Below are 22,933 nucleotides of genomic sequence, written 5' to 3' on the forward strand. Positions count from 1 at the left end.
GGGCCGCTACCGGGGGCCCCGCCCGGCCGACTGTTACTGTGCGTCGTAAGAAGTGACGTTCAGTGACTTAGGGGCTCCTCGTGCACATCGCCTGCGTCGGCGGCGGGCCGGCCAACCTGTACTTCTCGATCCTGATGAAGCTGGTGGACCCCGCCCGGGACATCACCGTCTACGAGCGCAACCCCGAGGGCTCGACCTACGGGTGGGGCGTGACGTTCTGGGGCGACCTGCGTGACAGGCTGCTCAGCACCGACCCCGAGACCGCGCGGGCCATCGTGGACGGCTCCGTCCACTGGGACAGCTGGCTGATGCGGGTCCACGACCGCGCGACGGTGACGCTGGAGAACGCCGAGGAAGGGCTCGGCATCGGCCGCCGCGAGCTGCTGGCCATCCTCGCCGACCGGGCCCGCTCGCTCGGCGTGCGGATCGCGTACGAGCACGAGGTCGCCGCCGAGGAGGAGCTGGCCGGGGCGGACCTGGTCATCGCCGGTGACGGCGCGGGCAGCGCGCTGCGCGAACGCCACGCGGACCACTTCGGCACCGACGTGGCGACCGGCCGCGACCCGTACGTGTGGCTGGGCACCACCAAGGTCTTCGACGCCTTCACCTTCGCCTTCGCCGAGACCGAGCACGGCTGGATCTGGTGCTACGGCTACCCGTACGGCAAGGCGAACAGCACCTGCGTGGTGGAGTGCTTCCCGCAGACGTGGCGGGGGCTGGGGCTGGACGAGGCGGGCGAGGCCGACGGGCTGGCGCTGCTGGAGAAGCTGTTCGCCGAGGTCCTCGACGGGCACCCGCTGATCGGCGGGGGCGGCGGGCGCTGGCAGCGCTTCCGCACGGTGACGAACCGGACGTGGCATCGCGGCAACCTGGTCCTGCTGGGCGACGCCGCGCACACCACGCACTACTCGATCGGCGCGGGCACGGCGCTCGCGCTCGGGGACGCGGCGTTCCTGGTGCACGCGCTGCACAACACCCCCCGGCTGCCCGAGGCGCTGGCCTGGTTCGAGCGCGAGCGCATGGCGGCGATCCGGCCGACGCAGCGGGCGGCCCGCTACAGCGCCCGCTGGTACGAGAACCTGGACCGCTACGTCGGCCTGCCGCCGGAGCACCTGCTCACGCTGCTCGGCCGCCGCCACTCGCCGCTGCTGTCGCGCGTCCCGCCCCGGCTCTACTACCGGGCCGGATGGCTCGGCTCGCGGATCGCCCGGCCGTTCGCCTGGTGAGTGAGGTACGGGTGCGTGGGCAGAGGGTCAGGTGAACCCAGGCACTCGAGCGAAACAGGACGCCGACATGACACCGACACCAGATCAGCCCCGGCCGCCGGAGGACGAGGCCGCGACCGCCGCCGAGGTGGAGATCAGGCGCGTCGAGGAACCGGCCCGGCTGCTTCGCGTGAGCGCCATGGTGAGCTCGCTGCTGGACGAGGCCCGTACGGTGCCGCTCGACGAGCACGCCCGCGAGCAGCTTCAGCACATCCAGGAGCAGGCCGTCAAGGAGATCGGCCACTCCGTGGACCCGGAGCTGCGCGAGGAGCTGGCCCGCCTGCTGCCGGACCCGTCGGCGCCGCCCACGCAGGCGGAGATCCGCATCACGCAGAGCCAGCTCGTCGGCTGGCTGGAGGGGGTCTTCCAGGGCATCAAGACCGGGCTGGCGCTGCAGCAGGCGGCCCACCAGCTGCCGCCGCCGCCCCGGCCCGATCTGCCTCCGGCGGCCGGCGGCGGGCCGTACCTATGAGTGCCCGCCGAGGAGGCGGGCGAGCGCCTCGGTGAGCTCCTGCCTGGTGTAGGAGCGCTCGGGCAGCTCGTTGAGCTGTCCGAGGGTGTCGGCGGGCAGCTTGACGTGCTCGGACGCGCACGAGTAGACCTCGCGCCGCGTCACCTCGTCCCGGTCGCGGAACACCTCGTCCAGCACCCGCCGCACCTCGTCGGGCATCTCGTCATGCCCGGTCTCGTCCGTCATCTCGTTCTCCCGTCGTCCCCGGCGTGCTATTCGAAGTCGTCGGGATTGAGTTCCTTCTGGCGCAGGAAGGCCTCGTCCAGTTCCTCGTCGCTGAGCTCGTCCGGCTGGTCCTGCTCGGCCGGCTCCCCAGGCTGCTCGGTCATCGTGTTCTCCCCCGTTTCTGCTGCTCAGAGCCTGGCTACCCAGCACCCGGGACGCCACACCGGGGCGGGTCAGCCGGACGCGGCGGCGCGGGCCTCGCTGGGGGTGCGGCCGAAGCGGGCCCGGAACAGGCGGGCGAAGTGCGCCTGGCTCGAGAAGCCCCACCGGTGCGCCACGTCGGCGATCGTGGTGTCGCGCGCCCCGCCGCCGGTGAGCTGGCGGTGCGCCTCCTCCAGCCGCCGCTCGGTGATGTGCCGGGCCGGCGACCTGCCGGTGGACTCGAAGATGCGGGCCAGGTGCCGCACGGAGATGCCCATGACCCCGGCGACCCGGGCGGTGCTCAGGGCGGGGTCGTGCAGGTGCCGCTCGATGTAGTCCTCGGCGACGATGAGCTGGGTGCGGTAGCCGTCGTGGCCGGGCCGGCCGCCGGAGCGCTCGGCGGCGAGCTGGCGCAGCAGGTCGAGCACGGCGGCCTCGGCGTGGTCGGGCTCCCAGCCGGACCGCAGCGCGGCGAGCCCGCCCAGCAGCGAGCGGAGCGCGGCCACCAGCGTGCCCTCGCGGGCGGTGTCGCGGCCGAACAGCATCGGCGCCGGCAGCCCGCCCGCCAGGCACGCCCGGTCGAACAGGTCGCGCGGGATGTCGACGAGGATCTGCCGCATGCTGGAGGAGAACCCGAACAGGTAGGGGCTGCGCGTGTCGTAGACGACGAGCTCCCCCGCGGTGGCGGCCAGGCAGCCGTGCTCGTGCAGGAACACCGCGTCGCCGGTGAGCAGCAGGGTGGCGAAGACGGAGTCCTTGGGCGCGGACCGCACGGTCTGCGGGCTGCGCTCGATCGCGTGGGCGTTGCCCGCGATGTCGGCCAGCCGGATCGCGGTCAGCTCGATGTTGGTCTGCTTGGCGAGCAGGCCCTGGTCGGAGTAGGAGGTGCAGGACAGGCCCACCAGCGCCCTGCGGTTGTAGTCCTCCCAGTAGTCGATGCGCTCGGCGGGTGCGACGTGCTCGGTCGTGGCCCTGGAGACCACGGTGACGGTGTCGGCCGGCATGTGTCCCTCCTTCCCCGGCGGGACGCACAGGATAGCAACCCGGTGTGATCTGTCACACAGGCCGGACCAGCACTTTCACCTGTCCTTCCCCGCCGCTCAGCAGCGCCTCGAAGCCGTCGCGCACCACGTCGGCCAGCGGGATGGTCGAGGTGACGATCCCGGTCAGGTCGACGCCCTCCTCGGCGACCATGCGGATGAGCTCCGGGTAGGCGTCCCGGTAGCCGACGCTGGTGAGGATCGACTGCTCGTTGTTGACCAGGGCGAAGGCGTCCAGGCTGACGGTCCCGGCCAGGCCGAGGAACATCACCCGCCCGCCCCGCCTGGTGGCGGCCAGGCTGGTGCCGAGCGCCACCTCCGAGCCGACGGCCTCGAACGTCACGTCCGCGCCCTCGCCGCCGGTCGCCTCCCTGACCTGCGCCGCGCAGGAGTCGCCGGCCGGCACGGTGTCCGTCGCGCCGAGGGCGCGGGCCAGCGCGCGCCGGGCCGGCGACGGGTCCGCCGCCACGATCCGCCCGGCTCCGGCGCGGGCCGCCAGCCGCGTCACCAGCAGCCCGATCGGCCCCAGGCCGACGACGGCGACGGTCTCGCCGGGCGCCACCGCGGCCCGCCTGACGGCGTGCAGCGCGACCGCGGCGGGCTCGAAGACCGCCGCCTGCTCCAGCGGCACCGACTCGGGCAGCCGGTGCAGCATGTACGCGGGCACGGTGACGCGCTCGGCGAGCCCGCCGTGGCCCATCAGCCCGGCGAAGCCGAAGTGGCGGCAGATGTTGTACTCGCCGGCCCGGCAGCGGGGGCAGTCGCCGCAGCGGTAGTGCGGTTCGACCGCCACCCGGTCGCCGGGGGCGACGCGGGTGACGCCGGGGCCGGTCTCGGCGACGGTGCCGCAGAACTCGTGACCGAGCACCAGCGGGGCGGCCACGCCCGACTCCGGGTGCGGCTCGCCGACCGGGATGGCGTGCGGGCCGTCGGCGTACTCGTGCAGGTCGCTGCCGCAGATCCCGCAGTACGCCACCTCGATCGTCACCTCCCCCGGGCCGGGCGGCGGGACGTACGTGTCGAGCACCCGGACGTCGCGGGGGCCGTACCAGACGGCGGCCTTGACGGCGGGCCTGCGGGCGGTGCCGCTCATGAGCCCGCCGCGCTGGGGGCCGGTCCGGCGGCGGCGCGGCGGCGCAGAACCGCGGGCGCGGTCTCGCGCAGCGCGAACGAGAGCACGACCACCAGCAGCGCGCCGCCGGCCGCGATGAACATCGCGGTCTGCAGCCCCCACTGGTCGGACGCCCAGCCCGCGACCATCGGCGCGAGGAACCCGCCGGCCAGCTCGCCCACGCCCATGATCAGGCCGAGGGCGGTGGCGAGCGCGCCGCGCGGCACGGTCTCGGCCGGGATCGTGGCCATGAACAGCGTGAAGCAGCCCAGCCCGGTGTAGCTGACCACCATGAGCGCGCCGAGCAGTACGGGGTCGTCCACGTACACGAGGAACAGCGGGCAGCACACCGCGAGCGCGGTGAAGCCGATCAGCGTGGGCTTGCGGCCCAGCCGGTCGGAGATCCCCGGCGTGGCGAACCCCCACAGCACCCAGGCCACGCCCAGGCACGTCATCACGCCGCTCATCGTGCCGGGCGCGAAGCCCTTCACCTCGGTCAGGTAGGTCGGGGTGAAGGTGATGATGGTGATGAACCACGTCAGGTAGAAGCAGGCGATCAGCATGCAGACGACGATGTTGCGCAGCTTGAGCACCTCGCCCAGCGGCACCCGGGCCGGCTTCGGGGCGGCCGCCGCGGGGGCGTCCGGCGTGCGGGGCGAGCGCTCGTGCACGAACTTGGCGATGAGCGCCGCGATGATCAGGCCGGGGATGATCGTGACGTAGAAGGCGACCTGCCAGCTGTAGGTCTCCGCCAGCCACACCACGGCCAGCGGGGCCACGATGCCGCCGAGCAGGCCCGCGGACGAGCCCTGGACCAGGCCCATGTTGAAGCCCCGGCGGCTCTCCCTCGACGCCTCCACCATGAGCGACTGCGCCATCGGCAGCACCGCGCCCTCGGCCGTGCCCATGAGCGCGCGGGCCGCCAGCAGCCCGGCGAAGCTCGCCATCAGGCCGGAGGAGGCGGAGAACAGCGAGAACAGCACCACGGCCGCGATGAGGATGGGCTTGCGGCGGCCGAGCGCGTCCGAGAGCCGGCCGGCGAACATGCCGGCCAGCGCCCAGGTGAGCGCCAGCACGCCGGACAGCGTGCCGAGCTCGGCGTTGGACAGGCCGAAGTCGGCGTCCATGTACGGCGCCAGGAACGACAGCGCCTGGCGGTCGAAGAAGACGAAGCCGAAGGCGAGGAACAGGATGACCAGCAGGCGGTTCTCGTACCTGTCGGCCGTGGTCCCGGTGGGGGTGTCAGCCATGACGACCTCGTGTCAGCGGAAGAGGGAGTTGACGTAGTCGGCGCCGATCCCGACCTTCTCGTAGTGCTCGCGGCACATCGCGATGTAGTCGTGCACGTCGAAGAAGCCGTCGGGGTCGCCGTTCTCGTCCAGCCAGATGAGCGGGCCCTTGACGATGAAGAACGTCTTCATCGGCTCGCCGCTGTCGTAGGCGACCAGCGTGTGGCCCTCGCCCGGCGCCTCGTAGACGAAGTCGCCCGCGCTCGCGGTCCAGGGCCGCTCCAGGTAGCCCCACTTGCCGGAGATCGTGTACGCGAACACCTCGTGCGGGTGGTAGTGCCGGTTCACCAGCCCGGCCTCCTTGGCCCGCAGGATGTCGGCCCAGCTGTTGTCCTTGACGTTGATCCACAGCGGGCGGGAGCCGACGGTGTCGGTGAACGGCACGTAGTAGCGGTCGTCGTCGGTGGCGACCTGCGAGAGGTACACCTCGGGCAGCGCGTCCGGGCGGAAGGAGTTCTCGATGGGCCGCAGGTCCTTCCAGAACTCCGACTTCGGTGCTTCCGGCATGGTGACGGGTCCTTTCTGGGATGTTTCCCGGAAGTGAACCCCGGCCGGCCCGTCCCCGTCTTTCCCCTGGCGGACCTCACGGTTTGCACAAAGCGGACATGCCGCTGGTCAGCCGTGCACGAAGCAGAACTCGTTGCCCTCCGGGTCGGCCATCACCTGGAAGGAGCCCTGGGCGTCGGTGACCGTCGCGCCGAGTCGGGTGGCGCCCAGCTCCACGGCGCGGGCGGCAGCGGGCTCGATCGCGGCGACCTCGACGTCCAGGTGCAGCCGGTTCTTGCCGGCCTTGCCCTCGGGCACCTGCTGGAAGGCCAGGCGGACGCCGCCGGGCGGCTCGACGTAGGACCAGTCGGCGGCGCGGTCCACCGGGTCGCCGCCGAACAGGGCGGCCCAGAAGCGGACCAGGCCGTGTGGATCACGGCAGTCGATGACGATCTGGCCGAGACGCGGATGCATGGGGCAAGCGTAGCCAGCCGTCCGCGCACCCGCAGCCACAGCCGTCCGAGCATGCGCACCCGTCCGCGCACCAGTCCGAGCACCCTTCCGAGCACAGCCGCACGACCGCGTCGGCGATCTCCTCAGCGCTGCCGTACGCCGGGGTCACGGCGCTGACCCGGACGCCGGTGCCGGCCAGGTCGCGGGCCGTCGCGCGGGTCAGCTCGGCCACGCGCGGGCCGGTGGCCAGGTTGACGATGCGGCCCCGCCCGGCCAGCCGCATGGGCGGAAGCTCGTACCGCATGGCCAGGGCGGCGCGGGAGTGGTTGAAGGCGGCGTCGAGCCGGCCGAACGCGCCGAGCGTCTGCTCCACCAGCCGCCGCACCGACACCGGGCTCGAAAGGTCCGTGGGGACGGCCACCACCGCGCCGCCGGCCGCGCCGATGCGGGCGGCCAGCGCCTCCAGCGCGCGGCCGTCGCGGGCGGCCAGCACGACGCCGGCGCCCGCCCTGCTCAGCGCCCGCGCCGCCGCCGCGCCGATCGCGCGGCCGGCGCCGGTGACGATGGCGGTCCTGCCGCGCAGCGTCTCGCCCATGGTGACCTGCCCTTCTGCCGCGGATCTCCGAGGCTAGGCAGCCTGCCGCCGGCCCGCATCAGTGAAGTCGCCGGTCCCGTGCCCGTTGTCACAGCTTGCGGTGCTTTCTATGCTCACCGTGTGCTGGGGAGAGACAGCGAGATCGAGCTGCTCGCAACGTTGCTGCGGCGTGCCGCCGAAGGGCACGGCGGCGGCGTGGTGCTGCACGGCGAGCCCGGCATCGGCAAGACCGCGCTGCTGACGCACACCGAGGAGCGCGCGACCGGCTTCCGGGTGCTGCGCGCGGTCGGCGTCGCGCCCGAGGCCGACCTCGCCTACGCGACGCTGCACGAGCTGCTGCTCCCCGTCCTCGACTCGGTCGCCGAGCTGCCCGGCCCGCAGGCGCAGGCGCTGAGCGTGCTGTTCGGGCGGGCGCACGGCACGCCGCCGGACCCGTTCCTGGTCGGCCTGTCCACGCTGTCGCTGCTGTCGCTGCGGGCCGGCGAGCGTCCGCTGCTGTGCATCGTCGACGACGCCCACTGGGCCGACCGGCCCACGCTGAAGACGCTCGCGTTCGTGGCCCGCCGCCTGGACAACGAGCCGATCGCGGTGGCGCTGGCGGCGCGGGCCGACGAGGGACACGACACCGACCTGCCACACCTGCGGCGCATCCCGCTCATGGGCCTCAAACCGGACGCCGCCCGCGCGCTGCTCGCCGGGCGGCGGCTCACCCACGGCGAGCAGGAGCAACTTCTCGCCGTCACCGGCGGCAACCCGCTCGCCCTGCTGGAGCTCGCCGGGCGGGAGCTGCCGCCGGAGGGCGCCCAGGAGCCGCCCGCGCTGACCGACGAGCTCGGCCGCTCGTTCCTGGCCAGGATCCGCGCCCGCCACGGCGCCGCGCTGCCGCTGCTCCAGCTCATCGCCGCCGACGGCTCCGGCAGCGTCGAGACCGTCGGCCGGGCCGCCGCCTCCCTCGGGATCGACGCCGGCCCGCTGCACCGCGCCGAGCTGGACGAACTGCTCACCTACGACGGGACCCGGCTGGTGTTCCGGCACCCGCTCATCCGGTCGGCCGTCTACCACAGCGCCACCGTCAACCGGCGGGTGGCCATCCACCGGGCGCTCGCCTCGGCGTTCGACACCGACGCCGACCACCACCGGCGCGCCTGGCACCTGGGGCAGGCCGCCGTCGGCCAGGACGAGGAGGCAGCCGGGGAGCTGGAGCGCTCGGCCGAGCAGGCCGCCCTGCGCGGCGGCCCGGCCGCGGCCATGGCCACGCTGTCACGCGCGGCCGAGCTCACCCCCGACGGGCCCGACCGCGGCCGCCGGCTGTGGAGCGCCGCGCGCGCCGCCGTCCAGGGCGGGTTCACCGCCGCCGCCGGCGAGCTGCTCGACCGGGCCGAACGCGAGCCGCGCCTGGCCGAGGCCGACCGGATCGCGCTGGCCGCGCTGCGCGCCATCGTGGCCGAGTTCGCCGGGTCGACGCAGGACGCGCTCGACCTGGTCAGGCCGTGGATCCCGCGCGCGCTCCGGATCGACAGGCGGCTGTTCACGCCGACCGTCGCCATGTACGCCGACCTCGGCCGCCGGGCCGACCGGCCCCGGGCATGGGCCGAGCTGGCGGGCTGGCTCGGCGAGGTCGCGCCGGACCGCGACGACCCGCGCGACGCGGTGCTGCGGCTGCTCCACGCGCTCTGCCTGGCCCGCACCGGCCACGACCCGCGACCGGCGGAGCGCGACCGCGAGCTGGCCGGTGAGCTCACCGATCCGGTGACGATGACGCTGGCCGGCGCGATCGCCGGGCAGCTCGGCGAGCACGAGCTGAGCCGCCGCCTGATCCGCGACGCCGGACGGCTGGCCCGGGCGGGCGGATCGCTCGGCACGGTCGCCTGGAACCTCGAGTACCAGGCCGCCGACGAGCTCGCGCGGGGCCGGTTCGGGCTCGCCGAGGCGCACGCCGAGGAGGGCTGCCAGTTCGCCGCCGACGCCAGCCAGCCCAACACCGCCTGCCGCAACCGGGCGCTGCTGGCCCTGTGCGCGGCGCTCCGGGGGCGGCCGGAGGCGGCCGAGCTGGCCGCCGACGTGCTGGCCGAGGCGACCGGCCGCCGCCTGCCGGACGCGATGGCGTACGCCGGACGCGCGCTCGGCCTCGTCGACCTCGTCGCCGGCCGCCACCACGAGGCCGCCCACCACTTCGCCGGAACCACCGGCCCGGCCACGGCCCTGACCACGGCCTCGACCGTTGATCCGGCCACGGGCCGCCCTCATGGTGCGGCCACCGGCCTGGTTGCCGATCCGGGCGTGGATCTGCCCGCCGACCTGGCCATGGGAATGGCGCCTGACCTGGTCGAGGCGCTGGTGCGGGCCGGGGACCAGGAGGGCGCCGCCACCGCTGCCGCGCGGTACGAGCGGTGGACCGCGTACACCGGCTCGCCGGAGCTGGGCGCGCTGGCGGCCCGCTGCCGGGCGCTGGTCAACGAGGGCGCCGACGCGCACGGCCACTTCGCCGAAGCACTGCGCCTGCACGCCCTGGCCGACTCCCCGCTGGAGCTGGCCCGCACCGAGCTGCTGCTCGGCGAGCGGCTGCGGCGCGACCGGCGGCGGTCCGAGGCGCGGCGGCACCTGCGCGAGGCGGCCGAGGGCTTCCGCCGCCTGGGCGCGCTCGCCTGGGCCGACCACGCGCAGGGCGAGCTGCGCGCCACCGGCGAGCAGGCGCGCACCCGCGCCCCGGAGGCCGCCGCGCTCGGCACGCTCACCCCGCAGGAGCTGCGCATCACGCTGGCGGTCGGCGAGGGGCTGACCAACCGCGAGATCGCCGCGCAGCTCTTCCTCAGCCCGCGCACGGTCGACTACCACCTGCGCAAGGTCTTCCAGAAGGCCGGCATCACCTCGCGCGCCGAGCTGATGCGGCTCGTCCTGGCGGAGGACCGGCGAGTTCGCTGATTCGGCGCCTGCCCGTCCCTTCCTAACGTCGGCGGCATCACACGCTCACGTCAGGAGTACGGACATGCGGAAAATCATCAGGTTCGTCTGGCACTACGCCGAGATGGTCATCGCCATGTACGCCGGGATGCTGCTGCTCGACCTCCTGTGGGACGCGGTGCTGCCGCAGCCGGTCCGGTTCGACGTCGACACGCTGCTCATGGCCGCCGACATGACCGTCGGCATGGCCGCCTGGATGCTGGTCCGCAGGCACGGGTGGGCGAGCATCGCGGAGATGAGCGTGGCGATGTTCGCGCCGTTCCCCATCCTGCTCGCCCCCTACTGGTTCGGCGTCTTATCAGGACATGTCGTGATGTCCCTCGGGCACACGCTCATGTTCGTCTTCATGGCCCTGGCCATGCTGTGGCGCCACGCCGAGTACACCTGCCACCCGGTCGGCATCCCGGCCAAGTGGCTCAGGCGATCGGGTGTCGTGCTGGTCGCGCTGCTGGTCCCGGCCTCGGTGTCGGCCGTCAACACCACGGGCAAGTTCGGCGACCTCTACACGGTCCGCGCCGACGCCGTGACCGCCAGGCCCGCCCCGAAGGCCGGCGGCCACGACCCGGCCAAGCCCACCGTGGCCCTGCTCACCGGCCCCGGCGGCACCAACGTGGCCGACCTGCTCGGCCCGTACGAGGTGCTGGCGGGCACCGGCCGCGTCAACACGTACGTCGTCGCCGCCGACGCGGGCCCGGCGCCTCTGACGGGCGGGCTCGACCTGGTGCCCGACCTGACGCTCGACGGGCTGACGCGGCTGCTGGACGAGCGGCGCGACCGGCTCGACGCCGTGGTGATCCCCGCCATGCAGGAGCCGTACCCGGCGGTCGGCGACTGGCTGCGCGCCCACGCGGCGCGCGGCGCGATCGTCGTCAGCGTCTGCAACGGCGCCCGGGTGCTGGCCGGGACCGGGCTGCTCGACGGCAGGCGCGCCACCTCGCACTGGCTGCGGCTGTCCGGGCTGCGTGCCGACTTCCCCGCCGTCGGCTGGACCGGCGGCGTCCGGTACGTCGACGACGGCGAGGTGATCACCACGGCCGGAGTGCTGTCCGGCATCGACGGCGCCCTGCGGATCGTCGAACGGCTGCTCGGCGCCGACGCGGCCCAGGAGGCGGCGCAGCGGGTGCACTGGCGGCACTACTCCCCCGGCGCCGCCGCGCCCATCCCCGAGTCCGGGCTGGAGCCGGGCGACGCGGTCGTGGGGATCAACGCCTCCTACCGGCCCGGCCCGTCGGCCATCGGCGTGCGGCTCGTGGACGGCGTCGGCGAGCTGGAGCTGGCCTCGGTGTTCATCTCCTACACCGAGCACGCGATGGTCGGGCGTACGGTCGCGATCGGTGACGGCCCGGTGCGCTCCCGCCACGGGCTGACGTTCGTGCCCCGGGCGACGCCCGCCGAGGCTGCCGGGGAGCTCGGGCGGCTCATCGTGCCCGGCCTGGACGCGGCCCGGCGGCAGGTGACCGGGGTGGGCGACCTGCGGCCCGAGTACCCGCACACGGGCGGGGAGTTCGCCTTCGACCCGGTGATGCGCGACATCGCCCGCACCTACGACGTGCAGACGGCCCGGTGGACGGCGAAGACGCTGGAGTACCCGGTGCAGGACCTCGGGCTCACCGGCAGCGCCTGGCCGTGGCCGGCGACCGCCGTGGCCGGCCTGCTCGTCCTGCTCGGCGCCGCCGTGGCGACCGGCGGCGTCCTGCTGCTCCGGCGACGCCGCCGCTGACCCGCCCCCCGGGCGCGTCAGCCGACCGGCAGGCGGTACAGCCGCCGGGTCGCGTCGAGGCAATCGTCGTCGAGGAAGCGCCCCGACAGGCGGCCCGCCACGATCAGCCAGTTGTCCAGCCACAGCCTCAGCACGCCCTCCGGCCTGACCTCCTGCCCGGCGAACACGTTGAAGGGGCTCATCCGGTCGTCGGCCAGGCCGTGGGCGTGCTCGTGGAAGGGCCAGCCGGTGGCGGCGACGTCCCTCGGGCTGAGCCGCCCTTCCGTGACGCCGTCCGAATAGTAGAGATCGTGCACGCCGAGCCCGTCGGCGTCCCACACGACCTGGACGTACCTGCGCCCGGCCAGCGGCTCGGTGCGCGGGCGCGGGCCGGCGACGGTGATGGCATGGGTCCAGCCGGGGGCGTGGGCGCCCATCCAGACGAGCTCGTCGAACCCGTACGGCTCGTAGTGCCGCATCGCCTCCGCCAGGCCGCAGGGCACCGCCGCCGCCGGGTCGCCGCCGAGCAGGCGGGCGATCTCGTCGGGGTCGTCGCCCTCGATCCAGGTGCCGGCGAACAGGTCACCGAACCCGCGCGCCTCCAGCAGCGGCCACTGCTCCCAGAGCTTCACGCGGCCACCCGGCACAGGGTCCGCCGCTCGGCGAGCCAGGCGCGGTCGACGAACCGGCCGGTGATCCGCCCGATCGCGACCAGGTGCGGGTCGAGGTCGCTCTCGTCGCCCTGGTCGTCGTTGAGCCAGAGGTCGTCGAGGCCGTCCTCGCCGTAGATGCCCGGCACGCCGTAGAACTCGTTGATCCCTCTCACGTAGCAGAACTCGAGGACCCGCCGGTCGAGCGGCGCCAGGGCGCAGAGCGAGAAGTTCAGCACCAGGGCGAACGTCCAGCCGGGCGCGTGGCGGCCCATCCAGAGGATCGGGGTGCGCGAGCCGGCGCCGTTCCAGCGCAGCGCGGTGGCCAGGCCGCACTCGACCGTCCTGGCCTGGTCGATCCCCAGCTCGGCCGCGATCGCGGCGCGGTCGTCGCCCTCGAACCAGAAGGCGTGGATCTGCTCGGCCAGACCGGCGGCGGCCAGCAGGCCCCACTGGCTCTCCTCGGGTAACGCGCGCAACGGGCACCTCGATCGTCCGGGAACGGCGGCATCCTACAGTCCGGCCGATCTTGGCGGGTGCTCACTTGCCCAGTTGGGAGATCTTGTCCTTGAACAGGGTGGTGGCGATGGACGCCTTGTGCGGCTGGCCGCGCAGGAACGCCTGGGCGAAGCTCTTGGCCTGCTGGTAGGAGACCTTGCCGGGCATCGGCGGCTCGTTCGGGTCCACGTCCACGTCGACCAGGGCGGGGCCGTCGTGCGCGAGCGCCTGGGCGACGGCCTCGGCCACGTCGCCGGGCTCGGTGACCTTGCGGCCGTAGCCGCCGCAGGAGCGCGCCCAGGCGGAGAAGTCGGCGGCGGGCCGGGCGAAGCGGACGCCGTGCTCGGGGTAGCCGAGCACCATCTGCTCCCACAGGATCTGGCCGAGCGAGTTGTTGTTGTTGACGATCACCTTGATCGGCAGGTCGTGCTGGGCGGCCGTCAGGAACTCGGCCATGAGCATCGCGAACCCGCCGTCGCCGATGAACGCGATGACCTGCCGTCCGGGGTGGGCGAGCTGCATCGCGATCGCGTACGGCAGGCCGGGCGCCATCGAGGCCAGGTTGCCCGACAGGTAGAAGCCGCGCTCGCCGCGGATCGTCCAGTGCCTGGCGGCCCAGGTGGCGATCGTGCCGGAGTCGCAGGTGAGGATGGCGTCGTCGGTGGCGGCCCGGTCGACGCAGCCCATGAGATACTGCGGCGCGATCGGGTCGCGGTCCGGCGAGTCCAGCGCCGCCATGTCGGAGTGCCACTTCTCGGTCATCCGGACGTACTTGTCCAGGTGGTCGCGGGCGCCGTCGTGCTTGAGCAGCGGCAGCAGTGCGCGCAGCCCCTCCTTGGCGTCGCCGATCATCGGCACCTCGGTGGGCAGCCGCACCCCGGCCCTGACCGGGTCGGCCTCCAGCTGCACCACCCGGGCCTGGCCGGGCTGGGGCAGGTGCTGGGTGTAGGGGAAGTTCGTGCCGACCATGAACAGGGCGTCGCAGTCCTCGACGAGCTCCTCGCCGGGGCGGGTGCCGAGCAGGCCGATGCCGCCCACCGCGTACGGGGAGTCGTCGGGGATGACGGCCTTGCCGGGCAGCGTCTTGATCACCGGAGCGCCGAGCGCCTCCGCCACGGCCAGCACCTCGGCCCGCGCGTGCAGCGCCCCGGCGCCGGCCAGGATCGCCGGGCGCTCGCTGCGGTTGAGGATCTCGGCCGCCGCCTGGAGGTCCTCCTCGCGGGGCAGCCCGGGCGGGCTGAGGTAGACGGCGGCCGTGGCCGGCGGCCGGGCGGGGGCGACGTGCTTGTACGGGTCGGCGTCGGCGGGGGCGACCTGCACGTCGTTCGGCAGGGTCAGGTGGGCGACGCCGCGCCGGGCGTACGCGGTCCTGATCGCGATGTCGACGACGCCGGGCAGCTGGGTCGGGTTGTCGACGACCAGGTTGTACTCGGCGACGTCCGCGAACAGCCGGTCGAGGTGGACCTCCTGCTGGTAGCCGGTGCCGAGCACGCTGGTCTCCTGCATGCCGGTGATGGCCAGCACCGGCTGGTGGTCCAGCTTGGCGTCGTACAGGCCGTTGAGCAGGTGGATGCCGCCGGGGCCGCTGGTGGCCAGGCACACGCCGACGCGCCCGGTCGCCTTGGCGTGGGCGGCGGCCATGAACGCCGCCGCCTCCTCGTGGTGCACCAGGACGAAGCGGACGCGGTCGGCGTGGCGGCGCAGCCCTTCCATGATGCCGTTGATGCCGTCGCCGGGCAGGCCGAAGACGGTGTCGACGCCCCACTCGGCCAGCCGCTCGATGAGCACTTCGGAAGCGATGGTTGTCATACCTGCCGCCGTGCCCCAGCGGGTCTCGGCAAACGTCCACGTCCCTGCAAATTTCGGGCAGGCGGGTCCTCAGGCCGCCGGGGCGTTGCGCAGGGTCACGTTGATGCGGTTCCAGGTGTTGATCGAGCCGATCGCCATGACGAGGACGGCCAGCGACTCCTCGTCGTAGTGGGCGGCGGCCTCGGCCCACACGTCGTCGGGGACGCCCGCGGGGTTGTCGGCGATGCGGGTGGCGGCCTCGGCGAGGGCGAGCGCGGCGCGCTCGGCGTCGCTGTAGAAGGGGGTGTCGCGCCAGGCGGCGAGCCCGTGGACGCGCCGGTCGCTCACTCCGGCCTCGGCGGCCTCGCGGGCGTGCATGTCGACGCAGTAGCCGCAGCCGTTGATCTGGCTGACCCGCAGCCGCAGCAGGTCGAGGGTGGCACGCGGGACGGGGCCGGCGTTGAGGTAGGCCTCCAGCGCGTACATGGCCTTGAGACCGTCGGCGGCGGGCTTGCGGATGCTCATGCGCATGATGATTCTCTCCATCTTTGATATTTGATATCCAGAATTACGGTGAGCGGCGGGGCCGATCGAGCACCCCGCCCACGGCGGCGCTCAGGGACGGCGGGAGGCGAACCAGTCGCGCGTGGCCGCCGGGGTGCCGGGCAGGTGGCGCTCCACCATCTTCTTGATGTCCGCCAGCGTCTGACCGGCCAGCTCCTTGCGCCAGGCCAGCTCCGCCCGGCGCATGGCCTGCGAGACGAAGCACGCCTTGCGGTAGTCGACGTCGGAGCGGCCTCCCGGCCCCTGCCGGAGCACCTCCTCGCAGCGGAACGCCTCCCCCGGCCCCTCGATCGCGGTCACCACGTCGAGCAGCGTGATGCGCTCCGGCGGGCGCGCCAGCCGGAACCCGCCGCGCGGGCCGGGCGTGGAGGTGACGATCCCGGCCCGGGCCAGCGCCTGGAGCTGCTTGTTCAGGTAGGCCGCCGGCAGCTCGTAGAACGCCGCCAGGCGGGCCGCCGTCATGGCCTCTCCGGTCTCGACCCAGGTCAGGTTCAGGCAACTGTGCAGCGCCCACTCCACGCCCTCGCTCATCCGCATAACCTGGATACTACACGTCCAGGTTTATGGGTGTCACGCCGCCGGGTCGAGGACCACCGGCAGCGACGGGTAGTCGTTGCCGATGAACGACGTGTGCCGCCCCGGCCTGCTCACCAGCCGCAGCTCCGGGAAGCGCGAGAAGAGCGCCGGCAGCGCGATCGCCGCCTCCAGCCGGGCCAGCGGCGCGCCCAGGCAGTAGTGGATGCCGTGCCCGAACGCCAGGTGCTGCCGCTCGGCGCGGCTGATGTCGAAGCGGTCCGGGTCCGGGTTGACCGCCGGGTCGCGGCCGTGCGCGCCGAACGCGATGAGAATGAGCTCCCCCTTGCCGATCATGACGCCCTCGCCGAGGTCGATGTCGGTGGTGGCGTAGCGCATCGGCAGGTGCATGATCGGCGCGTGCTGGCGCAGGCTCTCCTCGATGACGTCGTCCCAGCGGGCCGGGTCGGCGCGGACGGCGGCGAGCTGGTCCGGGTGCGACAGCATGGCGACGGTCGCGTGGTCGATGAGCGACACGGCGGTCTCGCTGCCCGCGCCGATCATCAGGATCAACGTGCTGACCAGCTCCTCCGTGCTGAGCGGCGCGCCCTCCTCCTGCGCGGCCAGCATCAGGCTCGTCAGGTCCGTCCCCGGGTTGGCGCGGCGGTAGTGCATGAGCGCGTGCATCGCCGCGAACATGTCCCGCTGGACGACGTTCGCCTGCTCGGGCGTGAGGCTGGTGTCGAGGACCGCGTCGATGCAGCGCAGCATCTGCGGGCGCTGCTCCAGCGGGACGCCCATCAGGTCGCAGATCACCCGGGTCGGGATGGGATAGCTGAAGGAGGCCCGCAGGTCGACCGGCCGCCCCGGCGGGGCGAGCTCCAGGTCGGCGAGCAGGTCCTCGACGATGGTCTCGATCGCGGGCCGCATCGCCTCGATGCGGCGCGGGGTGAACGCCTTGCCGACCAGGTCCTTGAGCCGCTTGTGGTCGTCGCCGTCGACGGTGAACATGCTGATCACGTCGACCCAGGCGGTCAGCCAGCCGATCGCGAACGGCCTGTACTCCGGCCAGGAGGTGCGGGCGTTCTTCGAGACGCCCGGGTGGACCAGGAGCTTCTTGGCGACCTCGCCGCGGGTCACCGACCAGGCGACCAGGTCTCCGGGCAGCCGCACCCGGACGGCCGGGCCGGCCGCGCGCAGCTCGTCGACCTGCTCATAAAGGCGCCTTCCTGTGGGATCGAGAATCGGGGGTTCGCTGGACACGACTACCTCCAGTGGACGCGGTGGGGGTGAGGGAAGCATCGGCGGGCCGGGGCCGGAAGCGGATGGCCAGCGTCGCCGGGCACTGGTGGAAGGGGCCCGGCCGGTTGGCTCCGCCGCCCGCCCCCAGCTCCAGGTCCCACAGCTGGTCGAGCAGCGTCTCGATCGCGGTCTGGGCGATCGCGGCGGCCTGGCTGTCGGCGGGACAGCGGTGCGGGCCGGCCGACCAGGCCAGGTGGGAGCGGTTGTCGTAGCCGAGCGGCGGCAGCGCCGGGTCGGTGCCCGTGGCGGCGTGGCTGATCAGGATCGGCACCCCGCGCGGGACCGGCACCCCGTGCAGCGCGGTGTCGTGGCGGGCGAAGTGCACGGAGAAGTTGGCCATCGGCGACTGCGTCCACAGCACCTGCTCCAGGGCGCGGCGCACGGTGACGGCGCCCGCGGTCAGGTCGCCGGCGTAGTGGTCGTCCGACAGCAGCAGCCGCAGGCCCGAGGCGATCCACGCCGAGGTCGGGATCGTGCCCGCGCCGACCAGGACGACGAGCTGGTGCAGGATCTCCTCGTGCGTGAGCCGGGCCGGGTGGGCCAGCATCCAGGAGGTGCAGTCGCGCCCCGGCGAGCCGTCCTTCATCGCGATGATCTCCGCCAGGCACTGCGCCAGGTCGGCGGCCCCCTGCGCGGCCTCCGGACCGGCGTTGATCATGCCCTGGCAGCCGGTGACCATGCGCTCGACCAGCTCCGGCGGGCAGCCCAGCAGGTCGGTGAAGACCAGCAGCGGCAGCATGTCGGCGTACTGGCTCATCAGCTCCGCCCGGCCCTCGCCGGCGAAGTCGTCGATGAGGCGCAGCGCGTGGCGGCGGGTGATCTCGCGCAGCTCGTGCAGGTTGATCCGGCGCAGGCAGTCGTCCATCGCGCGCCGCAGCCGGGCGTGCCGCTCGCCGTCGGCGTACAGGAGGCTGGGCCGGTAGGCCATGAGCGCCAGCACCGGGCTGTCGGCGGGGACGCGGCCCTGTTGCAGCGCCTCCCACATGCGGCTGTCCTTGGAGTAGGTGTCGGTGTCGGTGACCACGTCGACGGCGGCGCGGCGGCCGGTGACGACCAGCGCGTGCACGCCGTCGGCGATCTCCGCCCAGGCGACGGGGCCGGCGGCGCGCAGCAGGTCGTAGGCGTCGTCGGGCCGGGCGGCGAACGAGGGGCCGAACAGCCTCGGGACGGGGGCGGACGGTGTCATCGGGCATGCTCCAGGCGGCGGTGGTGGTCGAGGATGTGCTGGACGAGGGCGATCAGGCCGTGCTTGGCCGAGCCCGCCCGGCGGGCGTCCAGGCTCACCAGCGGCTGGTCGTCCAGGCTGAGGCTGTCGCGCAGCTCGGCGTCGCGGTAGCGGGGCGAGCCGTCGAAGTGGTTGACGGCGACGACGTGCGGCAGCTGCGCCTCTTCGAGCAGGTTCATCGCGTCGAAGCTGTCGTCGATGCGGCGCGTGTCGACCAGGACCAGTCCGCCGAGCGCGCCCTCCATGAGGGAGCGGACCATGCCGTGGAACCTCGGCTGGCCGGGCGCGCCGAACAGATAGAGCACGATCTCAGGAGACAACGTGAGGCGGCCGAAGTCCATCGCCACCGTGGTGGTGTCCTTGCCCTGCAGGTCGCGCAGGTCGTCCACGAGCTGCCCGGCCTGCGTCATCCGCTCCTCGGTGGACAGCGGGCGGATCTCCGAGACGGTCCTGACGAAGGTGGTCTTGCCGACGGCGAACGGGCCGAGCACGAGAACCTTCACCGGCCGGGCCGTCGCCGGCACGTAACGGTCAGAGCTTTTCAAGTGCCTTCAACACCTTCATCAGGAAGTCGGTGCTATAGGGGGAGGCGGCGGGGACGAACGGCGCGCGCGGGGCCAGGTGGCCGCTGTCGACGAGGCCGGCCACGATGACCTTGACGATCGCGCCCGGCAGCTCCAGGTGGGCGGCGACCTCCGACACCGACAGCGCCCCGGGCAGGCACAGGTCCATCACCCGCCGGGGGTGGGCGGCGAGCCCGGCCAGCGGCCGGGCGGGGTCGGCGAGCAGCAGCGTGGCGGCGTCGAGACCGGCGCGTGTCGCGGAGGCGTCGCCGCCCGACACGGTGTAGGAGCGGATCATGCCCGCCCGCCGGTGCCGCGACGGTGTCATGCGCCGCTGCTCCGCTCCCGCGCGCCGAGGATCGGGCCGAGCCCGCGCACGGTCTTGGTGGCCGCCTGGATCGCGATGTGGGTCGCGGCGCTGTTGGACTCGCCGCGGATGGACACGCCGATGCCGGTGCGCTCGGTCACGGCGAACAGCACCATGGTGACGTTCGCGAGGTCGGCGATCACGTAGCGTAGCGGCCCTGGAGCGCTGTGACGCGACGGGGTGGTGCAGAACTCGCTCAGCTGCTGCTGCAGCGACTTCATCGCCGACAGGGCGGCGGCGGCGCGGTCGGCGTCGTCGCGGCTCATGCCGGCCGAGTGCGCCAGGACCAGCCCGTCGGAGGTGAACAGCACCGCGTTCATGACGTCCGACTGCTGGTCGACGAGGTTGTTGAGGACCCAGCTCATGTTGGTGTCGTCGGCGGTGGGCTGCTCTATGGTCATGGCTGCGAGTGTCCTTCGGCGTCGTTGTCGCGGCCGGTGGCGAGGCCCGTGCTGAGCAGCTCGCTCAGCTTTCCGAGGTCGGCGGCCACGTCTTCGGGCGCGCGGGTGTCGGTGATGGATTGCTGGGTCGGCTGGGCCGAGAGGGGCGCGACCGCGTGCCGGCGTTCGCGCTTGGGCAGGCCGTGGGAGGTGGTGACCGGCGCGGGGGCCGCGTGGAGCGCGGGCTGCGGCGGGGCCGTCTCGCGCGGGGGCGCGGCGAGGCCGGGGGCGGCGCTCATCAGGTGGTGCGGGACGAGGCAGGACGCCTGGACGCCGCCGCTGGGCGAGGGGGCGCTGACGTCGACGTGGAAGCCGTAGTCGTGCGCCAGGGTGCCGATGATGGCGAAGCCCAGCTTGCGCTCGTCGGCCAGGTTGGCCGCGTCGAGCGTCGTCTGGCGCGACAGCAGCCGCTCGGCCTCGGCGAGCTGGAAGGAGTTCAGGCCGGCGCCCTTGTCGTCGATGACGACACAGAAGCCCTTGGGGACCTCCCGGACGTAGACGCTGACCCGGTCGCCGGTGTAGCTGGTCGCGTTGGCCAGCAGCTCGGCGAGCGCGACGGTGATCGGCTCGACCACCCGGCCCTCGACCCACCGCTCGCCGACGTCGGGCACGTACGTGTAGTCGACGCGGTCGTAGGCGGGGATGCGGCCGCGGGCGCTCTCGACGATCTCGCGGAAGGTGCAGTCGGCGCGCTGCACGCCCGGCCAGGAGCCGGCCAGGATGCGCAGCCGCTGGACGGCGTGCAGCGCCCAGGTGGCGTGGGCGTCCATCTCGACCAGGCTGCGGTGGGGGTCGGTGCCGGGCGGCAGGTCGAGCGCCTCGTTGATGGACATCTGGAGGCGGGCCAGGTACATCTGCACCTCTTCGGCCATGCCCCGGACGCCGGCGCGGGCGGCGCCGCTGACGTCGGCCCGGGTGGCGTGCACGGCCTCGCGCAGCAGCTCCTCGGCGCCGGCGATGTGGTCGCTCAGCGGCGTGCCCGCGAACTGCGGGTGCAGCAGGCCGGGCACGACGACGTCGGAGTAGCCGCGCACCTCGGCGTCGGCCACCGCGTTGAGGCGCTCGACGAGCCGGCCGGTCTCGGCGACGGCCGCGTTGTACCACTGGAGGTTGGCGTTGGCCTGTTGCAGCGCCTGTTCTTTCTCTTTCTCGGCGGCCTCTCTGGCCTGTTCGGCACTGACTCTGGCCTTTTCTGCGGTTTGCACCTGTTCGTCGGCACGTGCCTGCCCGGCGGTTTCGTCGTTTCCCTGGGCGGGGCGCTCGGCGGGGGGCGCGGGACGCTCGGCGGGCGGCTCGGCGGGGGCGGGCCCGCGCTCGGGCGCCCGGGAGCGCATGAGCAGGATGGCCAGCAGCACGAGGCAGACCATCAGCAATAACACGCTGCAGATGACGCTCGCCAGCAGCACTCCGGCAGTGAAATCCGCGGATCCGTTCATGTCCGTCCTTTGAAGTGCTGGAGCTCCATATGGGCACGGCAGAGGAATCGACACCCGTCAAATGAGCATGAGGCGTCGCCGCTTGACGACTTTACACGCCCTTGTCCCTACAGCCATGTCAAAACGTCGGCTATTTCTTATCAGGGACAATCACATACCGCACTAAACCGGAAATTCCCGAGACTTATTCATAAACGCCCGTACCGCCACGGGGCCCCGCCGCCCCGGTCCGCCGTGACCACTTCCTGACGCCGCACCCCTGGCGCAACACGATGTGATGTACGACACTCTGACCAGAACTCGGTCCTAGAACCCTGTTCTAGGGCACCCGGCTGCCACAGCGGAGGAGAAGTCCATGGTCAAGGCCGTCACCCGCGAGCGCCGGCGACTCGGGTCCCCACCCGCGGGCGGGATCAGCCCGACCGACCCCAACCCGTACGGCTGGGCGCCGTTCGCCGTGCTGTTCCTCGTCGGCATCGTGGACCGCATGGAGGCCGGGCTCCTGGCCGGCGTGCTCCCGCTCATCCAGGAGCAGTGGGGGTTCAGCGACACGGCCGCCGGATCCATCCCCACCGCCGGGGCCCTGGCCGCCACCGCCGTCGCGCTGCCCGCCGGCTACCTCGCCGACCGCTACAGCCGCACGAAGATCATCGCCGTCGTGGTGCTCTGCTGGGGGCTGGCCACGCTCGGCTCGGGACTCGCCGCCGGGTTCGCCGTCTTCTACCTCATGCGCGTGCTGCTCGCCGCCGCCGAGAACATCGACAACCCGGCCATGGGCAGCCTCATCGCCGACTTCTACCCCGCCGCCGCACGGGTCCACGTGTACGGCTGGACCCGCATGACGACCTACCTGAGCGGGCTCGGCACCATCGTCGGCGGCGTCATCGGCCAGGCGTACGGGTGGCGCGCGGCCTTCCTGTGCATGGCGGTCCCCGGCATCCTCACCGCCCTGCTGGTCTGGCGGCTGCGCGAGCCCGAACGCGGCCGGCTCGACAGGATCAGGGCCTCGGCCGGCGACGCGCCCGCGACCGGCGCCGCTCCCCCGGACCGGCCCGCCCTCGCCTCGCCGCCCTTCTGGCGGCAGGTCCGCGAGGTCCTCGCCGTCCGGACGCTGGTCCGGGTCTCCGTGGGCGTCATGATCCTCACGCTGGGGCTGGGCGGCATCTACTACTGGCTGCCCACCCTCCTGTCACGCGCGTACGGCCTGCCCATCGGCACCGCGGGCACCACGAGCGGCCTGGTCACCATCGTCGGCGTGGTCGCCGGGACCGTGATCGGCGGCCGGCTCGGCCGCAGGGCCATCACCCGCCACCGCGCCGGGCTCCTGCTCGTCGGCGGCGCCGGCATCACCGCCGGCTCCCTGCTGCTCGGCGGCGCCCTGCTCATGGGGTCGGCCACCGCCATGATCCTCTGTGTGCTGCTGGCCGTCACGGTGTCGGCGACCGCCATCCCCACCTGCACGGCCTCCGTCGCCGACGTCGTCGGCGCGCGCTCGCGCGGCCTCGGCTTCGCCGTGCTGCAGTTCCTGCTCACGCTCGGCGCGGCGTTCGGGCCGCTCATCGTCGGCATCACCTCCGACGCCACCGGCTCGCTCGTGACGGCCATGTACGCGCTCATCGTCCCGATGGTCCTCGGCGGCCTGCTCGTGCTGTCGGCCAGGGGCTCGTACGAGCGCGAGTCGGCCAAGGTCCTGGACGAGGCCCGCGACCTCTAGATCCAACGCCGTTCAGTTAAGGGAGAGGGCTGTTCGTCAAGACCGGTGAACAAAGCAGCGGAGCCGCTGTAGAAGAGGTCTGTCACTCCAAGACATC

At 73.2% G+C, this 22,933-nt stretch carries 23 protein-coding genes; 5 read left to right on the forward strand and 18 right to left on the reverse strand.

The window, feature by feature from the left end:
- Positions 1–80: 80 nt before the first annotated feature.
- Together AB0G11_RS41860 and AB0G11_RS41865 are read left to right on the forward strand one after the other, a co-directional pair.
- Positions 81–1,226: an FAD-dependent monooxygenase gene (locus tag AB0G11_RS41860; RefSeq protein WP_219515457.1), complete on the forward strand. Its 1,146-nt coding sequence runs from the start codon at positions 81–83 to the stop codon at positions 1,224–1,226.
- Positions 1,227–1,293: 67 nt separating this feature from the next.
- Positions 1,294–1,737, forward strand: coding sequence for a proteasome activator (locus AB0G11_RS41865; RefSeq protein WP_357592396.1), 444 nt, complete (start codon positions 1,294–1,296; stop codon positions 1,735–1,737).
- On the opposite strand, the gene AB0G11_RS41870 is transcribed toward AB0G11_RS41865, so the two are convergent.
- The 7 genes from AB0G11_RS41870 to AB0G11_RS41900 all read right to left on the reverse strand — a co-directional run bounded on the left by AB0G11_RS41870 (position 1,732) and on the right by AB0G11_RS41900 (position 7,116).
- Positions 1,732–1,962, reverse strand: coding sequence for a hypothetical protein (locus AB0G11_RS41870; protein WP_219515437.1), 231 nt, complete (start codon positions 1,960–1,962; stop codon positions 1,732–1,734). The two genes, AB0G11_RS41865 and AB0G11_RS41870, sit on opposite strands and share 6 nt — an antisense overlap.
- 212 nt (positions 1,963–2,174) lie before the next feature.
- The gene (locus tag AB0G11_RS41875; RefSeq protein ID WP_219515434.1) at positions 2,175–3,146 is read right to left on the reverse strand and encodes a helix-turn-helix domain-containing protein; all 972 of its coding nucleotides are present in this window, start codon (positions 3,144–3,146) and stop codon (positions 2,175–2,177) included.
- Positions 3,147–3,198: 52 nt separating this feature from the next.
- Complete coding sequence (locus AB0G11_RS41880; RefSeq protein WP_219515419.1) at positions 3,199–4,275, reverse strand: 2,3-butanediol dehydrogenase; 1,077 nt, start codon at positions 4,273–4,275, stop codon at positions 3,199–3,201.
- Positions 4,272–5,543, reverse strand: coding sequence for an MFS transporter (locus AB0G11_RS41885; protein ID WP_357592398.1), 1,272 nt, complete (start codon positions 5,541–5,543; stop codon positions 4,272–4,274). Before AB0G11_RS41885 ends, AB0G11_RS41880 begins: the two co-directional genes overlap by 4 nt.
- 12 nt (positions 5,544–5,555) lie before the next feature.
- On the reverse strand, positions 5,556–6,089 hold the full coding sequence (locus AB0G11_RS41890) for a 2,4'-dihydroxyacetophenone dioxygenase family protein (protein ID WP_219515414.1): 534 nt from the start codon (positions 6,087–6,089) through the stop codon (positions 5,556–5,558).
- A 108-nt stretch (positions 6,090–6,197) separates the two neighbouring features.
- A complete protein-coding gene (locus AB0G11_RS41895) occupies positions 6,198–6,542 on the reverse strand; it encodes a VOC family protein (protein WP_219515410.1) in 345 nt (114 codons plus the stop codon).
- Positions 6,502–7,116, reverse strand: a complete 615-nt coding sequence (locus AB0G11_RS41900) for an SDR family NAD(P)-dependent oxidoreductase (protein ID WP_219515407.1) — start codon at positions 7,114–7,116, stop codon at positions 6,502–6,504. Before AB0G11_RS41900 ends, AB0G11_RS41895 begins: the two co-directional genes overlap by 41 nt.
- A gap of 120 nt (positions 7,117–7,236) precedes the next feature.
- Between AB0G11_RS41900 and AB0G11_RS41905 the strand changes: the two genes are divergently transcribed.
- Complete coding sequence (locus AB0G11_RS41905) at positions 7,237–10,038, forward strand: AAA family ATPase (RefSeq protein WP_357592400.1); 2,802 nt, start codon at positions 7,237–7,239, stop codon at positions 10,036–10,038.
- 64 nt (positions 10,039–10,102) lie between these two features.
- Positions 10,103–11,797 (forward strand): DJ-1/PfpI family protein, encoded by a 1,695-nt coding sequence (locus tag AB0G11_RS41910; RefSeq protein WP_357592402.1) that lies wholly within the window; start codon positions 10,103–10,105, stop codon positions 11,795–11,797.
- A 17-nt stretch (positions 11,798–11,814) separates the two neighbouring features.
- Here the strand turns inward: AB0G11_RS41910 and AB0G11_RS41915 are convergent, their stop codons facing one another.
- The 11 genes from AB0G11_RS41915 to AB0G11_RS41965 form a co-directional block, all read right to left on the reverse strand.
- Entirely contained in the window at positions 11,815–12,408 is a 594-nt protein-coding gene (locus tag AB0G11_RS41915; protein WP_357592403.1) for a hypothetical protein, read from the reverse strand.
- Entirely contained in the window at positions 12,405–12,905 is a 501-nt protein-coding gene (locus AB0G11_RS41920) for a hypothetical protein (protein WP_357592405.1), read from the reverse strand. The genes AB0G11_RS41915 and AB0G11_RS41920 overlap by 4 nt, the downstream gene beginning before the upstream one ends.
- Before the next feature lie 61 nt (positions 12,906–12,966).
- On the reverse strand, positions 12,967–14,733 hold the full coding sequence (locus tag AB0G11_RS41925) for a thiamine pyrophosphate-dependent enzyme (protein ID WP_357592407.1): 1,767 nt from the start codon (positions 14,731–14,733) through the stop codon (positions 12,967–12,969).
- Positions 14,734–14,802: 69 nt separating this feature from the next.
- Positions 14,803–15,237, reverse strand: a complete 435-nt coding sequence (locus AB0G11_RS41930) for a carboxymuconolactone decarboxylase family protein (protein WP_219515537.1) — start codon at positions 15,235–15,237, stop codon at positions 14,803–14,805.
- 90 nt (positions 15,238–15,327) lie between these two features.
- Complete coding sequence (locus AB0G11_RS41935; RefSeq protein WP_219515347.1) at positions 15,328–15,813, reverse strand: Rrf2 family transcriptional regulator; 486 nt, start codon at positions 15,811–15,813, stop codon at positions 15,328–15,330.
- A gap of 33 nt (positions 15,814–15,846) precedes the next feature.
- Positions 15,847–17,052 carry a cytochrome P450 gene (locus tag AB0G11_RS41940; protein ID WP_357592409.1) on the reverse strand — a complete coding sequence of 402 codons (1,206 nt, stop codon included), beginning with the start codon at positions 17,050–17,052 and terminating at the stop codon, positions 15,847–15,849.
- The gene (locus tag AB0G11_RS41945) at positions 17,003–18,277 is read right to left on the reverse strand and encodes a cytochrome P450 (RefSeq protein WP_357592411.1); all 1,275 of its coding nucleotides are present in this window, start codon (positions 18,275–18,277) and stop codon (positions 17,003–17,005) included. Before AB0G11_RS41945 ends, AB0G11_RS41940 begins: the two co-directional genes overlap by 50 nt.
- Positions 18,274–18,861 (reverse strand): ATP/GTP-binding protein, encoded by a 588-nt coding sequence (locus AB0G11_RS41950; protein WP_219515339.1) that lies wholly within the window; start codon positions 18,859–18,861, stop codon positions 18,274–18,276. The genes AB0G11_RS41945 and AB0G11_RS41950 overlap by 4 nt, the downstream gene beginning before the upstream one ends.
- Positions 18,848–19,207 carry a DUF742 domain-containing protein gene (locus AB0G11_RS41955; protein ID WP_219515336.1) on the reverse strand — a complete coding sequence of 120 codons (360 nt, stop codon included), beginning with the start codon at positions 19,205–19,207 and terminating at the stop codon, positions 18,848–18,850. Before AB0G11_RS41955 ends, AB0G11_RS41950 begins: the two co-directional genes overlap by 14 nt.
- Positions 19,204–19,647, reverse strand: a complete 444-nt coding sequence (locus tag AB0G11_RS41960) for a roadblock/LC7 domain-containing protein (protein WP_219515334.1) — start codon at positions 19,645–19,647, stop codon at positions 19,204–19,206. Before AB0G11_RS41960 ends, AB0G11_RS41955 begins: the two co-directional genes overlap by 4 nt.
- Positions 19,644–21,122 (reverse strand): hypothetical protein, encoded by a 1,479-nt coding sequence (locus AB0G11_RS41965; RefSeq protein WP_357592413.1) that lies wholly within the window; start codon positions 21,120–21,122, stop codon positions 19,644–19,646. Before AB0G11_RS41965 ends, AB0G11_RS41960 begins: the two co-directional genes overlap by 4 nt.
- Before the next feature lie 355 nt (positions 21,123–21,477).
- Between AB0G11_RS41965 and AB0G11_RS41970 the strand changes: the two genes are divergently transcribed.
- On the forward strand, positions 21,478–22,836 hold the full coding sequence (locus tag AB0G11_RS41970) for an MFS transporter (RefSeq protein ID WP_219515311.1): 1,359 nt from the start codon (positions 21,478–21,480) through the stop codon (positions 22,834–22,836).
- Positions 22,837–22,933: the final 97 nt, after the last annotated feature.

Source organism: Nonomuraea sp. NPDC023979 (assembly GCF_040639085.1).
GTDB lineage: Bacteria > Actinomycetota > Actinomycetes > Streptosporangiales > Streptosporangiaceae > Nonomuraea > Nonomuraea ceibae.